At 70.7% G+C, this 14357-nt stretch carries 14 protein-coding genes; 13 read left to right on the top strand and 1 reads right to left on the bottom strand.

Annotated elements, in window-relative coordinates:
• The first annotated feature begins 30 nt into the window (after positions 1-30).
• From rbfA to ABD240_RS13500, 11 genes are all read left to right on the top strand, one after another.
• Positions 31-495: a 30S ribosome-binding factor RbfA gene (gene rbfA / locus ABD240_RS13550; RefSeq protein WP_291792432.1), complete on the top strand. Its 465-nt coding sequence runs from the start codon at positions 31-33 to the stop codon at positions 493-495.
• Between the two features lie 92 nt (positions 496-587).
• Entirely contained in the window at positions 588-1481 is an 894-nt protein-coding gene (locus ABD240_RS13545; protein WP_291792435.1) for a VldE C-terminal domain-containing protein, read from the top strand.
• Positions 1478-2437 (top strand): tRNA pseudouridine(55) synthase TruB, encoded by a 960-nt coding sequence (truB, locus tag ABD240_RS13540; protein WP_344337786.1) that lies wholly within the window; start codon positions 1478-1480, stop codon positions 2435-2437. The genes ABD240_RS13545 and truB overlap by 4 nt, the downstream gene beginning before the upstream one ends.
• Positions 2438-2542: 105 nt before the next feature.
• Entirely contained in the window at positions 2543-3496 is a 954-nt protein-coding gene (locus ABD240_RS13535) for a bifunctional riboflavin kinase/FAD synthetase (protein ID WP_291792441.1), read from the top strand.
• 70 nt (positions 3497-3566) lie between these two features.
• A complete protein-coding gene (rpsO, locus tag ABD240_RS13530) occupies positions 3567-3836 on the top strand; it encodes a 30S ribosomal protein S15 (protein ID WP_291792444.1) in 270 nt (89 codons plus the stop codon).
• A gap of 365 nt (positions 3837-4201) precedes the next feature.
• A complete protein-coding gene (locus ABD240_RS13525) occupies positions 4202-6421 on the top strand; it encodes a polyribonucleotide nucleotidyltransferase (protein ID WP_291792447.1) in 2220 nt (739 codons plus the stop codon).
• 10 nt (positions 6422-6431) lie between these two features.
• Positions 6432-7757, top strand: a complete 1326-nt coding sequence (locus ABD240_RS13520) for a M16 family metallopeptidase (RefSeq protein ID WP_291792449.1) — start codon at positions 6432-6434, stop codon at positions 7755-7757.
• 146 nt (positions 7758-7903) lie between these two features.
• Positions 7904-8527, top strand: coding sequence for a superoxide dismutase (locus tag ABD240_RS13515; protein WP_291792452.1), 624 nt, complete (start codon positions 7904-7906; stop codon positions 8525-8527).
• A gap of 182 nt (positions 8528-8709) precedes the next feature.
• Positions 8710-9120 (top strand): hypothetical protein, encoded by a 411-nt coding sequence (locus tag ABD240_RS13510; protein ID WP_291792454.1) that lies wholly within the window; start codon positions 8710-8712, stop codon positions 9118-9120.
• Between the two features lie 149 nt (positions 9121-9269).
• A complete protein-coding gene (gene dapB / locus ABD240_RS13505) occupies positions 9270-10022 on the top strand; it encodes a 4-hydroxy-tetrahydrodipicolinate reductase (protein ID WP_344337781.1) in 753 nt (250 codons plus the stop codon).
• Complete coding sequence (locus tag ABD240_RS13500) at positions 10019-10483, top strand: tetratricopeptide repeat protein (RefSeq protein WP_344337779.1); 465 nt, start codon at positions 10019-10021, stop codon at positions 10481-10483. The genes dapB and ABD240_RS13500 overlap by 4 nt, the downstream gene beginning before the upstream one ends.
• A 9-nt stretch (positions 10484-10492) precedes the next feature.
• On the opposite strand, the gene ABD240_RS13495 is transcribed toward ABD240_RS13500, so the two are convergent.
• Positions 10493-11686: a heparan-alpha-glucosaminide N-acetyltransferase domain-containing protein gene (locus tag ABD240_RS13495; protein ID WP_291792463.1), complete on the bottom strand. Its 1194-nt coding sequence runs from the start codon at positions 11684-11686 to the stop codon at positions 10493-10495.
• Positions 11687-11732: 46 nt separating this feature from the next.
• Here ABD240_RS13495 and dapA point away from each other — a divergent pair, with 46 nt between their 5' ends.
• Positions 11733-12653: a 4-hydroxy-tetrahydrodipicolinate synthase gene (dapA, locus tag ABD240_RS13490; protein WP_344337778.1), complete on the top strand. Its 921-nt coding sequence runs from the start codon at positions 11733-11735 to the stop codon at positions 12651-12653.
• The gene (locus ABD240_RS13485) at positions 12650-14335 is read left to right on the top strand and encodes a ribonuclease J (protein WP_291792469.1); all 1686 of its coding nucleotides are present in this window, start codon (positions 12650-12652) and stop codon (positions 14333-14335) included. The genes dapA and ABD240_RS13485 overlap by 4 nt, the downstream gene beginning before the upstream one ends.
• Positions 14336-14357 lie beyond the last annotated feature (22 nt).

Here is a 14357-nt window from a genome sequence, read left to right as displayed (position 1 = left end):
GAGTCCACCACCACCATCGAGGAGAACGCCATGGCTGACGCCACCCGCGCCCGCAAGATCGCCGACCGCATCAAGGTCATCGTGGCGCAGACGCTGGAGAAGCGCGTGAAGGACCCCCGCCTCGGGTTCGTCACCGTGACCGAGGTCCGCGTGACCGGAGACCTGCAGAACGCCACGGTGTTCTACACGGTGTTCGGCGACGACGCGGACCTCGAGGGCACCCGCGCCGCGCTCGAGTCCTCGAAGGGCCTCATCCGCTCCGAGGTGGGCAAGGGGCTGCGCATCCGGCTGACCCCGAGCCTCGAGTTCGTGGCCGATTCCGTGCCGGCGGCCGCTGCGGAGCTCGATGCGCTGCTGCGACGTGCCAAAGAACACGATGCGCAGGTGGCGGAACTCGCACGCGATGCCGTTCCTGCAGGTGAGGCGGATCCCTACCGCAGCGCGGACACGGTCGACGAGGACCCTGAGGGGCAGGACGAGGTCCCACGGCCCTGAGCGCCGCCGTTGCGGGGTTGTGATCGTCCGGGACCTCTGTACACTGGGTCGAGGTAACGGAACGATCACAACTGTGTGAAGGAACGGTCGATTTGGGCAAGCACTCGGATTCCAAGCAGTCATGGGCGGGCACCGCGCGTGATTTCGCCGCCGCGGTCGTGACGTTCAACCGCAAGCCGCAGGGACGGTACTCCTCGGCGCGGTCGGACGAACAGCTCACCGCCACCGGAGTCCTCAGCACCGTGCGTCGCCGGCCCATGGTCGCGGCCATCGCGCTGCCCGCGGCCGCGACCGCCGGCATCGTGGCCTCGACCCTGGCGATGTCGCCGGAGTCCGGCGGCACCGTCTCCGCGGAATCCGCCCAGACCTCGACCCCCACCCCGGAGGCCTCCGCGAGTTCCGCCTCGGCCGAGGAGATCGAGGCCCAGCAGCAGAAGGACTACGAGAAGTACGTGTCCTCGCTCAAGGACGACGAGCGCTACGAGGACAGCGGCTCCTCCAGCATGGAGAAGGTCCCGGAGCCCACCCCGTCCCCGACCGCCGGGGCGGCTGCGGCCTCCAGCGGCTCCGCAGAGGGCGGCGATGGGGGAGACGGCGAGGAGAAGGCCGGGTCCGGAGGGGGCGGCGTCTCCGATGCACCCTGCTCCGTGTCGTCCTCGATCGAGTCCGGCCTCACGGCCAACGGCGTCGCGGCCTATCGTGCCGTGTGCGCGAACTTCCCGGAGGTCAAGACCTACGGCGGCAAGCGTGCCGATCCGGGTTCGGACCACAACAGCGGCCGGGCCGTGGACATCATGATCACCGGTGCCACCGGCGACCGCATCCGCGACTTCCTCATCGCCCACAAGGACGAACTGAACGTGGACTACGTGATCTTCGAGCAGAAGATCTACGCGTCCTACACCGGCTGGCAGGGCCGCGGCATGGAGGACCGCGGTTCCGTGACCGCCAACCACTTCGATCACGTACACGTCTCCGTCAAGTGACGCACGGCTCCCCGGGGGGCCCTTCGGGGTTCCTCGTCCTCGACAAGCCCGCCGGCTGGTCCAGCCATCGCGTCGTGTCCCGGGTGCGCAAGTGGCTCAGCACCCGCAAGGTCGGACATGCGGGCACCCTCGATCCCATGGCGACGGGGGTCCTCGTCGTCGGTGTCGGTCCGGCGACCCGCCTGCTGACCTTCGCGGTGGGGGAGACGAAGACCTACACCGCCACCGTCCGGCTGGGAGCCTCCACGCCCACCGACGACGCGGACTCCGCACCGGACCGGTTCGCCGCTCCGGGTGCGCTCGCGCAGATCGCGGAGGACTCGCTGGAGCGTGCGCTGGAACCGCTGCGGGGCGACATCTCCCAGATCCCCAGCGCCGTCTCCGCCATCAAGGTGGACGGCCGGCGGGCCTATGCCCGGGTCCGCGCCGGTGAGGAGGTGGAGCTCAGGCCGCGGCCGGTGACGGTGTCCCGCTTCGAGACGACGAGCCCGCTGCGCCCCGCCGAGGCGGGCGATGCGGCCGGCGGCCGCCACCCGGTCCTGGACGTCGACGTGGTCGTCGACTGCAGCTCCGGCACCTACATCCGTGCGCTTGCCCGCGATCTCGGCTCCGCGCTGGGCGTGGGCGGTCACCTCACCGCGCTGCGCCGCACCCGCGTGGGCTCCTTCTCCCTGGCCGAGGCACAGGAGGTCCCGGACTTCCCGGACCCGGATGCGGAGGTTCCGCCCGCGGAACCCGCAGCCGCGCTGCTGGATCCGGCCTCGGCGGCGGCCCGTCTGCTCCCGGTGCTCTCCGTGACCTCGGAGGACGCCGCACGGCTGCGGCAGGGGAAGTTCCTCGAGGCCGCACCCGCGGGTGCGGGCGGACTGCTCGCCGCCGTGAGCGGGGGCTCGCTCGTGGCGGTGCTCGAGCCGCGCGGCGAGGCGCTCAAGCCCAGACTGGTCTTCCCGGCCTGAGGCCCGCGCCCCGCCGGTCCCCCGTGTCCGGAGCACACAGCACCTGCGCTAACGTGTACCGGGTGCGTACGCACGGCAATCGATCGGCACACTGAGAGGGCGCAGGTGGACATCTTCGCCAATCCGGAGGACATTCCCGCGGACTACGGTCCGACCGTCGTGGGGATCGGGAACTTCGACGGGGTGCACAGGGGGCACAGGGTGGTGCTCTCCACCCTCGTGCGCGTCGGGGCGGATCGCGGCCTGAGGTCGCTGGTCGTCACCTTCGACCCGCACCCGCGCACGGTGCACCAGCCGGACGTCGCCGTCGAACAGATCTGCAGCCTGTCCCAGCGCCTCGAGCTCATCGCCGAGCTGGGCGTCGACGGTGCCGTCGTCCAGGCCTACTCGCTGGAATGGGCCGACCAGTCCGCGGAGGAGTTCGTGCTGGACTACCTGGTCCGCGGGCTCCGGGCCGCGGCGATCGTGGTGGGAACGGACGTCCGGTTCGGTCGCGACAACTCCGGCGACCTGTCCACGCTGCGGCGGCTCGGAGCGGAGCACGGCTTCGACGTCGTGGTCATCGACGAGGTGGGGGAGGGCTCCCGCTACTCCTCGACCTCCATCCGCGCGCTCATCGACGCGGGCGAGGTGCGTGCGGCCGCGGCGGAGCTGGGATACAACCACACGCTGGTGGGCACGGTGGTCCACGGGGAGAAGCGCGGGCGGGAGATGGGCTTCCCCACGGCCAATCTGGACGTGGCGGCGGACGGCCATGTGCCCGCCGACGGCGTCTACGCGGGCTGGATGCACTTCCCGGCGCGGGACCTGCGCCTGCCCACGGCGATCTCTGTGGGCACCAACCCCACCTTCCACGGCAGCGTCCGGACCGTGGAGGGCTACGCGATCGACGTCGAGTTCGCGGACCTGGACGTGTACGGGGAGACGATGGAGGTGGAGTTCGTCGAGCGGATCCGCGGCCAGGTCGCCTTCCGCGGGATGGGTCCTCTCATCGAGCAGATGCACGCGGACGTGGACCGCGCCCGGGCTGTGTTAGGCTTGCAGACGCCGTTTTCATGACCGGCCGCGGTTCCACAGTGCTCGCTCACCAGGTGCGGGCGCCGCGCAACGACACCGGAGGGCGAACCCCATGGCACTTGACGCATCGGTCAAGCAGGAGATCATCAAGGAATACGCGACGCACGAGGGCGACACCGGCTCTCCGGAGGTCCAGATCGCGGTCCTCACCCGTCGCATCTCCGATCTCACGGAGCACTTCAAGGAGCACAAGCACGACCACCACTCGCGTCGCGGCCTGCTCCTCCTCGTCGGCCAGCGCCGGCGTCTGCTCAAGTACCTCCAGAACGTGGACATCGAGCGCTACCGTGCGCTCATCGCCCGCCTGGGCCTGCGCCGCTGACACGGCTGCAGCACGAAGGCGCCTGCGCGGACTCACCGTCCGCACAGGCGCCTTCGCCGTTCCCGGCCGGTCCTGCGCCCGCCGGGTTCTCCGCTGCCGCCCCTCACGCATCCGCGCGCGTCTTCGCCCGCCGCGGCTCCGATTGGTAGAGTGGGTGCGTCCAATCCCTGCGACCGGAGTCATCGGTCCTCGGTAGTGGCCTCCGCAATCCGCGCCCCGCACTTCCGCCCCGAGCGGAGGCGGACGGCGCCGGACGTGTGTGGGCCTCGATCGAAGGCCGCCTCACGACTGTCTACCGGCCGCAGGACATCCCCTGCGCCCGCCCTGCGCACGCTTGTGCACCGTGCGGGCAGAACGGAGAAAACGTGGGTATCAACCCTGAAACCGCCACGGCGACGATCGACAACGGTCGCTTCGGCACGCACACCATCCGCTTCGAGACGGGCCGGCTCGCCCAGCAGGCCGCCGGTTCCGCCGCCGTCTACTTCGACGACGAGACGATGCTGCTCTCGGCGACCGCCGTGAGCCGCAGCCCCAAGGAGCACTTCGACTTCTTCCCGCTCACGGTGGACGTCGAGGAGCGCATGTACGCGGACGGCCGCATCCCCGGCTCGTTCTTCCGCCGCGAGGGCCGGCCGTCCACGGACGCCATCCTCACCTGCCGCCTCATCGACCGTCCGCTGCGTCCGTCCTTCGTCAAGGGTCTGCGCAACGAGGTCCAGATCGTCATCACGGCCATGGCCGTGGAGCCGGGCGTCCTCTACGACACGATCGCGATCAACGCCGCGTCGATGTCCACGCAGCTCTCCGGCCTTCCCTTCTCCGGCCCCATCGGCGGTGTGCGCATCGCACTCATCGACGGGCAGTGGGTCGCGTTCCCGACGCATGCGCAGCTGGAGGACGCCGTGTTCAACATGGCCGTCGCCGGCCGCGTGGTCGACGGGGACGTCGCCATCATGATGGTCGAGGCCGAGGCCACCGAGCGCGTCGTGGACCTCGTCCGCGGCGGCGCGCAGGCGCCCACGGAGGAGGTCGTGGCCTCCGGTCTCGAGGCCGCCAAGCCCTTCATCACGGAGCTCGTCCGCGCCCAGCAGGAGCTGGCGGACAAGGCGGCCAAGCCGGTCGCGGAGTTCCCCGTGTTCAAGGACTACGAGGACGACGTCTACGCGGCCGTGGAGGAGCTCGCCTTCGACAAGCAGACCGCGAACTTCCAGATCGCGGACAAGCAGGAGCGCGAGCGCGCGGGCGACGCCCTGCTCGCAGAGCTCTACGCGCAGCTGGGCGAGCGCTTCGCCGGCCGCGAGTCGGAGATCGCGGGCGCTCTCAACGCGCTGACCAAGCAGGTCGTCCGCAAGCGGATCCTCACGGAGCAGGTGCGCATCGACGGCCGCGGCCTCAAGGACATCCGGCCCCTGGCGGCGGAGACGCAGGTGCTCCCGCGGGTGCACGGCTCGGCGCTGTTCGAGCGCGGCGAGACCCAGATCCTGGGCGTCACCACGCTGAACATGCTGAAGATGGAGCAGCAGCTCGACTCTCTCTCGCCGGTGAAGTCCAAGCGCTACATCCACCACTACAACTTCCCGCCGTACTCCACGGGTGAGACGGGCCGCGTGGGCAGCCCCAAGCGCCGCGAGATCGGCCACGGCGCTCTCGCGGAGCGGGCGATCGTCCCGGTCCTGCCCACGCGTGAGGAGTTCCCCTACGCGATCCGCCAGGTCTCGGAGGCGCTGGGCTCCAACGGCTCGACCTCGATGGGCTCCGTCTGCGCCTCCTCGATGGCCCTGCTGTCCGCCGGCGTGCCGCTGCGCGCGCCCGTCGCCGGCATCGCGATGGGTCTCGTCTCGGACGTCATCGACACCCCGGACGGTCCCCAGACCGCCTACGCGGCGCTCACGGACATCCTGGGTGCGGAGGACGCATTCGGCGACATGGACTTCAAGGTCGCCGGCACCAGCGAGTTCATCACCGCGATCCAGCTCGACACCAAGCTGGACGGCATTCCCGCGGCGGTGCTCGCCGCTGCGCTCAAGCAGGCGCGCGAGGCCCGCCTGGCCATCCTCGAGGTCCTCAATGAGGCGATCGACGCTCCCGCGGAGATGGCGCCGACCGCGCCGCGGATCATCTCGGTGCAGATCCCGGTGGACAAGATCGGCGAGGTCATCGGGCCCAAGGGCAAGATGATCAACCAGATCCAGGAGGACACCGGCGCGGACATCAGCATCGAGGACGACGGCACCGTCCTCATCGGCGCGTCCGAGGGCGCGGCGGCGGAGGCCGCGCGCAGCGCGATCAACGCGATCGCCAACCCGCAGGTGCCGGAGGTGGGCGAACGCTACCTCGGCACGGTGGTGAAGCTCATGAGCTTCGGCGCGTTCGTGTCGCTGAGCCCGGGCCGCGACGGTCTGCTGCACATCTCCGAGCTGCGCAAGCTCAATGGCGGCAAGCGCGTCGAGGACGTCGAGGACGTCATCGGCGTGGGCGAGAAGATCCAGGTCGAGATCACCAAGGTGGACGACCGCGGCAAGCTCTCGCTCGTGCCCGTCGTGGACGAGGACGAGACCGCCGAGGCAGAGAACGAGGACTGATCACCGCATCGTGAGCACTCTTCTCTACGCCGGGGAGGGCAGCCGCATCGAGCGGTCTGTCCTCCCCGGCGGCATTCGCGTCATCACCGAGACCGTCCCCGGCCTGCAGTCGGAGACCGTGGGCGTGTGGGTGGGCTCCGGCTCCCGCCACGAGGCCGCGGGCTCCGAGGGCTCCACCCACTTCCTCGAGCACATGCTGTTCAAGGGCACCCGCACGCGCAGCGCACGGGACATCGCCCGGGGGCTGGAGCGCACGGGCGGGGACTCCAACGCCCTCACGGCCAAGGAGCACACCTGCTACTACGCGCGCTGCCTCGTCGCGGACCTGGACGGCGTGAGCGAGCTCCTGTGGGACATGGTGCTGGACTCGCAGCTGGAGCCGGAGGAGTTCGAACGGGAGCGCGGGGTCATCGTCGAGGAGCTCGCGATGGCCGCCGACGACCCCACTGACCAGCTCTACGAGGACTACGAGGGACTCGTGTTCTCCGGGCAGCCCCTGGGCCGCCCGGTGGGCGCCACGCGTGAGCAGATCCTCAGTCTGGACCACTCCGTGCTCCTGGAGCACTACGGTGCCGCCTATGCCGGTCCCGGCCTCGTGTTCGCCGCCGCGGGCGGCGCGACGCACGAGGAGGTCGTCGAGCAGGTGAGGCGGCATTCGGCCGCGGGTCTGGACGGCCGGGGGAGCGGGGCCCGTCCCGCCGGGACGGAGGCCGCACCCGAGGCCGCGGACGGTGCGGGTGCCGGCCCGGCCCGCTTCACCCCGGGGCTGCGCACACGCGTGCGGACGACGGAGCAGCAGGGCCTCCTGCTGGGCGCCGAGGGGCTGCCCGACGGCCACGAGGACCGCTTCGTCAACATCGTGCTCGCCAACCTGCTGGGCGGCGGCATGTCCTCGCGCCTGTTCCAGACCGTGCGCGAGGAGCACGGTCTCGCGTACACGGTGCACACCGTGCTCAGCGAGTACTCGGACGCCGGCACCTTCGCCGTCTACGCCGGCTGCGCGCCGGAGGCGGCTGACCAGGTGCTGGAGCTGGTGGCCCGGGAGCTGCGCCGTGTGGCGGAGGAGACGCCGGCGGCGGACGAGGTCGAGGACGTGGTGGCCCAGCTGGCCGGTTCGACGGTGCTGGGCATGGAGTCCACGGCGGTGCGGATGAACCGGATCGCGCGGCACGAGATGCGCGGGACGCCGCTCCTGCAGCCGGACGAGCTCATCGCCCGCGTGCGCGCGGTCACCCCGGAGGCCGTGCGGGAGCACGCCGCCTCGGTGTTCGCCGGGCCGTGGGCGCTCGCGTCCGTGGGCCCGCGCGGCGACCTGCGGGTGCCGCGGGTGCTGTGAACGCGCCTCGCCGCGCAGATGGAATACGTCATATGACCTCTGCGTTTACCTGAGCGGGACCCTGGACTAGGGTCGATGGTGTGGCCCCGGGCATGAGACCCGGGGCCAGCACCCGCACAGATGGTCAACGACCGCAGGAGGAACACATGGTGGAGCAGTACACCCTTCCCGATCTTCCCTACGACTACGCAGCACTCGAGCCGCACATCTCCGGCCGCATCATGGAGCTGCACCACGACAAGCACCACGCCACCTACGTCAAGGGCGCGAACACCGCTCTCGAGCAGCTGGCGGAGGCGCGTGACAAGGGCGAGTTCGGCAACGTCGGCAAGCTGTCGAAGGACCTGTCCTTCAACCTCGGCGGTCACGTCAACCACTCGATCTTCTGGAACAACATGAGCCCGGACGGCGGCGACAAGCCCACCGGCGAGCTCGCGGCCGCGATCGACGACCAGTTCGGCGGCTTCGACAAGTTCCAGGCGCACTTCAGCGGCGTCGCGACCTCCATCCAGGGCTCCGGCTGGGCGATCCTGGGCTGGGACGCACTGGGGCAGCGGCTGACCATCGAGCAGCTGTTCGACCAGCAGGGCAACGTGCAGGTCGGCTACATCCCGCTGCTGCAGCTGGACATGTGGGAGCACGCCTTCTACCTCGACTACCAGAACGTGAAGCCGGACTACGTCAAGGCCTGGTGGAACGTCGTCAACTGGGAGGACGTGCAGGCACGCTTCGAGCGCGCGCGCACCCAGACCCCGGGGCTCATCGCCTGAGAGCGGAGGCCGGGACTGCGCACGTGAGTCTCGCGGCGCAGTGAGTGCGAAGGGGCGGAGGGCCGGAGTGCTCTCCGCCCCTTCGGCGTTCCCGGCCGCCCCTACTCCGGGGGGAGGAGCAGGCCGGAAAGATCATCCGTACGGATGACGACAGGGCGGCCGCGGCGGCGGATACTGGATGCATGACCGCCTCGCCTTCCGCCCCCGCCCGGATCGACCGCCCGCAGCGGCGCGCCGAGGGCGTCGCGCGGTCGCGGTCCGGCCCGTCGGTGCTGGCCGGGGGCGCCGTGCTGGTCTGGTTCGCCCTGGTCCCCTGGACCGCCACGGCTCTGGACCCGGTTCCGCTGGGCGTGGTCGGTGTGGTGCTCAGCGCATTCGGGATCCTGGTCCTCGCGTGGCAGCGGTGCGCGGGCCGCACGGGGACGCTGCCCGTCGTCTTCGCCGTGGGCGCGGGACTGCTCACGGGTCTCGCGGGGGTGCTGGCGATGCTGCCGGCCCACGCCGTGGGCACCGGGGACGCGCTGGCGCTGGCGGTGGGGTTCGCCGGTCAGATGCTCTGGGCGGTCGTGCTCATCCTCGGCGTCCTGCGCTGATCCGCGGAACGCGAGTCTCCTCAGGCGCACGGAGCGCGGGCGCTGATCCCCGCACGCCCCTCGCCTCGTAGACTGGTGCCGATCCCTGTGCGGCGGCCGCGGCCGGCCGCGCGGTCCGAACCCGTCCCCACCGCAGGAGAGTGAAGAACGTGAGCGATATCCGCGTCGCCGTCATCGGAGCGAAGGGGCGCATGGGCTCCCATGCAGTGGAGGCGATCGAGGAGGCCGAGGGCCTCTCCCTCGTCGCCGCGCTGGGGAGCTCGGACTCCCTCGAGACCCTCACCGGGAAGGAGGTCGACGTCGCCGTCGAGCTCACCGTCCCGGACTCCACGGAGGCCAATGTCCGCTTCCTCGTGGAGCACGGCATCGACACCGTCGTGGGCACCACCGGCTGGACCGAGGACCGGCTCGAGCGCCTGCGCGCCCTCCTCGCCGCACACCCCGAGGTGGCGGTCCTCGTCGCACCCAACTTCTCCATCGGCGCCGTCCTCGTGATGCGCTTCGCGGAGCTCGCAGCCCCCCACTTCGACTCCGCGGAGATCCTGGAGATCCATCACACCCGCAAGCTCGACGCGCCCTCGGGCACGGCCCGGCACACCGCGCAGCGGATCGCAGCGGCGCGTGCACAGGCCGGTCTGGGAGCCGTACCCGACGCCACCGCGCAGGACCCCGAGGGTGCGCGCGGGGCCGTCGTCGACGGCATCCACGTCCACGCCGTCCGCCAGCAGGGGATGAACGCCCACGAGGAGATCATGTTCGGCTCCGACGGCGAGGCCCTCACGCTGCGCACCGACACCTTCTCCACCCGGGCCTTCATGCCCGGCATCCTCACCGCCGTGCGGCAGATCGGGGACCGCCGCGGCCTGGACCACGGACTCGAGTCCTATCTGGACCTCGCATGAGCAGAGCCAAGCTGGGCGTCGCCGTCGTCACGCTGGGACTGGCCCTCTACCTGGTGTTCACGGTGCAGCGCGGCTGGATCATGCTCACCGACGACTCACTCGTCGCCAAGGCGCTGGGAGTCGCGCTCTTCGCCCTCCCGGCGGTGGGCGCGTGGACGCTCATCCGCGAGCTCCTCTTCGGCGCCGGCACCGAGAGGCTCGCGGGGATCCTCGAGACCGAGGGCGGACTGCCCCCGGACACCCTGCCGCGGACCCCCGGCGGCCGGATCGTCCGTGAGGCCGCGGACGCGGAGTTCGAGAAGTACCGGACCGAGGCCGAGGCCGCCCCGGACGACTGGCGGTCCTGGTTCCGCCTCTCCTGCGCCTACGACGCCGCCGGCGACCGCAAGCGCGCCCGCGCGACCATGCGGCAGGCGATCCGCATGCACCGGGACGACCCCCGCCCGGCGCCCGCGAGCTGAGAGCCGGTCTCAGGGCCGGCGGAGCACCCGGTTCGAGACGCCGCGGCTGGCGAGGGAGACCAGCTGCTCGAGAGGGCCCCGGCGGCTGATGAGCGCGGCCCAGAGGCAGCTGACCAGCACGATCGCGGCGATGTTCACCGCGAAGCCGACTGCGGCCACGAGGTCGACGTCGCCCTCGCCCGCCGTGCCGGTCACGGCGGAGACGAGCAGGATGTGGAGCGTGTACATGCTGAGCGGCATGGAGCCGGGCCGGGAGATCCACGCGTGCAGCCAGGCGTGCCGTTCCAGCCGGGGGCCGGCGAGCATGCACAGGCCCAGCACGGTGAGTGCGATCCCCGAGGTGTGCACGAGGTCGAACGTGGTGCCGGAGTGCGGGCCGGAGGTCGCGAGCCACCACGGTGAGTCCGGCGGGGTGACGCCGTAGGCGCCGAGCATGATGAGCCGCTCCACGTAGGAGTGGCCGTCGGCCATGACGCCGGTGGGGTACAGGGACTCCAGCACCTCCATGCCGCGGAAGGTCATGAGGAGGGAGGAGAGCGACTTCGCCAGCACGGAGGCCGCGAGCCCCAGCACGACGAGGAGCACGCGCCTGTCCCGCGCCGTCCAGTCGATGCGCGCCACCCACATCCCCAGCAGGATGTATCCCGTCCACTGCAGCAGCGGGTAGTAGCCGGTCAGCACGAGGCCCACCCACATGTCCGGGTCCGCCAGATGCGTGAACGCGGGGACGAGCAGCAGGGGATCCGCGAGTGCGGGCTCGCCCCGGAGCACGTGGGACAGCTGCGGCGTCACGAGGAACCACAGCGCCGCTCCCGCCGCCAGGGCCCACGTGGGCAGCCGGAGGAACAGCGTCGCGACGAGGAACAGCGCGCCGTAGTTCACGAGGATCACCGCCACGCCGCTCGGCAGCTCGCCCAGCGCGAGCCCCAGGACGGCGATGAGCAGGCCGCGGACGCACAGGCCCGAGGCCGCCGCGGCCCAGCCGCGCATGCCCGGGACGGACAGCGCTCCGCGCGTCGAGAGGACGATGGAGACCCCTGCCAGCACTGCGAACAGCGCCGAGGCGCGCCCCTGGAGCAGGGCGGTGAGTGTGAGTTCGCCCTCAGCGTCCATGCGGGGGAGGACGTGCGTGGCGATCATGCCGAACAGGGCGATGCCGCGGGCGATGTCGATGCCGAGCACGCGGCGATCTGTCTTGTGCACCGGGAGCCTGTGCCTCTCTGCCGCCCGCGGCGGGTAGGATCTGGGCATGGCCATGATAGATGACTCCGCGGCGCGTGCTGCCCTCTCCGCGTTCGGACGCGTGGGAACTGCGATGATCACCCCGTTCACCGCTGAGGGTGGGCTGGACCGCAAGGCCGTCGAGGCCGTGGCGGAGCACCTCATCACGGCCGGCAACGACATGCTCGTGGTCTCCGGCACGACGGGGGAGTCGCCCACCACCTCGGATGCGGAGAAGGCCGAGCTCGTGCGGATCGTCCGCGGGGTCGCCGCCGGCCGGGCCAAGGTGATCGCAGGCGTGGGGACCAACGACACCTCCCACTCGATCGCGCTGGCGCGGAGTGCGGCGGAGGCGGGGGCGGACGGCCTCCTCCTCGTCACCCCGTACTACTCGAAGCCCTCCCAGGCCTCGATCGTCGCGCACATGGGCGCAGTCGCGGACTCCACGGACCTGCCCGTCATGCTCTACGACATCCCCGGCCGCAGCAGCGTCCCGCTGGAGACGCCCACTCTGCTGGAGCTCGCGGAGCACCCCCGGATCCTCGCGGTCAAGGACGCCAAGGGCCGCCTCGACGCTGCCTGCGAGGTCCTCAGCCACGGCACCCTCGCCTACTACTCCGGCGAGGACGCCCTCAACCTGCCGCTCCTGGCCATCGGCGCCGTGGGCATCGTGTCCGTCGTGGGACACGTCGCCTCGGACCGGCTGAGCGCACTCGTCTCCCATGCCGCGAATGACGATTTCGCGGCCGCCCGCGCACTCGCGTGGGAGCTCGTCCCTCTCGTGGACGCGATCATGAACCACATGCCCGGTGTGGTCGCCGCGAAGGCGGCCCTCGAACTCCAAGGCGTCATCGGCACGCGGGCCACCCGGCTTCCGCTGCTGCCGGCCGACGCAGGACAGATGGAGTTCGTGCGCCGGGCTCTCCAAAGGAGCGAATACCTGACGTGAAGACCTTTCTTCCTGAGATCGGCGAACCCCGCAAGGCCGACCCGGAGGCGCTGCGCATCGTAGCCCTCGGAGGTCTGGGCGAGGTGGGCCGCAACATGACCGTGTTCGAGTACCACGGCAAGCTGCTGATCGTGGACGCCGGCGTGCTGTTCCCCGAGGAGGAGCAGCCGGGCGTCGACCTCATCCTCCCGGACCTCACCTACCTCGAGGGCCGCTACGACCAGATCGTGGGCCTCGTGCTCACGCACGGCCACGAGGATCACATCGGCGCCGTGCCGTATCTGCTGCGCGGCCGAGAGGACATCCCGATCCTCGGCTCGCGGCTCACCCTCGCCCTCGTCGAGGCGAAGCTCAAGGAGCACCGCATCAAGGGCGTCACCCGCGTGGTGGCGGAGGGCGACGAGGACCAGCTGGGGCCGTTCGACGTGGAGTTCGTCGCGGTCAACCACTCGATCCCGGACGCGCTCGCGGTGATGATCCGCACCGGCGCGGGCAGCGTGCTGCACACCGGCGACTTCAAGATGGACCAGCTCCCGCTCGACGGCCGGATCACGGATCTCCGTGCCTTCGCCCGCCTCGGCGAGGAAGGCGTGGACCTGTTCCTCACGGACTCCACCAACGCGGAGGTGCCCGGCTTCACCGCACACGAGAAGGACATCAAATCCGTCCTCGTCAACCTCTTCGGGCAGGCGACCCGGCGCATCATCGTCGCCTCCTTCGCCTCGCACGTGCACCGCGTCCAGCAGGTGCTCGAGGCCGCCCACGCCCACGGCCGCAAGGTCGCCTTCGTGGGCCGCTCGATGGTGCGCAACATGAAGATCGCCCAGGAGCTGGGCTACCTCGACGTCCCGCCGGGCATCCTCATCGACCTCAAGAAGGTCGACGACTACCCGGACGACCAGATCGTCCTCATGAGCACCGGCAGCCAGGGCGAGCCCATGGCCGCCCTGTCCCGCATGGCCAACCGCTCCCACCGCGTGGAGGTGGGCGAGGACGACATGGTCGTGCTGGCCTCCTCGCTCATCCCGGGCAACGAGAACGCGGTCTTCCGCGTCATCAACGGCCTCATGAAGCTCGGCGCGAAGGTGGTGCACAAGGGTTCGGCGAAGATCCACGTCTCCGGGCACGCGTCCGCGGGCGAACTCCTCTACTGCTACAACATCGTCCGGCCCGCCGGCGTCATGCCCGTGCACGGGGAGTGGCGCCATCTGCTGGCGAACGCCGAGCTCGCCGAGCAGACGGGCGTGCCGGAGGAGAACATCGTGCTGGCGGAGAACGGCTACGCGGTGGACCTCATCGACGGCACCCCGCACATCGCCGGGGCCTACCCCACGCAGGATCTGTTCGTGGACGGCTCGACGGTGGGAGCGATCACCGAGGCGGACCTCAAGGACCGCCTCACGCTCGCGGGCGAGGGCTTCGTCTCCGTGTTCATGGCGGTCGATCTCTCGCGCAAGCAGATCGTCGCCGGTCCGGAGATCCACACCCGGGGCGTGGCCGAGGACCAGAACGTGTTCTCCGCGATCTCACCCAAGATCGAGGCCGCCGTCCTCGAGGCCGTCCGCAACGGCACCAAGGACCGTCACCAGCTGCAGCAGATCATCCGCCGCACGATCGGCCGGTGGATCTCCTCGAAGCTGCGCCGCCAGCCCATGATCGTCCCCATGGTGGTCATGATCTGAGCGACCTCCCGCGCTGAGGACG

Origin of the sequence: Brevibacterium salitolerans, assembly GCF_039531405.1 — a bacterium.
GTDB classification, from domain to species: Bacteria; Actinomycetota; Actinomycetes; order Actinomycetales; family Brevibacteriaceae; genus Brevibacterium; species Brevibacterium salitolerans.
This window is presented reverse-complemented; position numbering and strand designations above follow the sequence as displayed.

Excerpts from the sequence above, each read along its gene's own strand:
- rbfA (WP_291792432.1), top strand. The coding sequence starts at position 31 with ATGGCTGACGCCACCCGCGCCCGCAAGATCGCCGACCGCATCAAGGTC.
- rpsO (WP_291792444.1), top strand. The coding sequence starts at position 3,567 with ATGGCACTTGACGCATCGGTCAAGCAGGAGATCATCAAGGAATACGCG.
- ABD240_RS13515 (WP_291792452.1), top strand. The coding sequence starts at position 7,904 with ATGGTGGAGCAGTACACCCTTCCCGATCTTCCCTACGACTACGCAGCA.
- ABD240_RS13510 (WP_291792454.1), top strand. The coding sequence starts at position 8,710 with ATGACCGCCTCGCCTTCCGCCCCCGCCCGGATCGACCGCCCGCAGCGG.
- ABD240_RS13500 (WP_344337779.1), top strand. The coding sequence starts at position 10,019 with ATGAGCAGAGCCAAGCTGGGCGTCGCCGTCGTCACGCTGGGACTGGCC.
- dapA (WP_344337778.1), top strand. The coding sequence starts at position 11,733 with ATGGCCATGATAGATGACTCCGCGGCGCGTGCTGCCCTCTCCGCGTTC.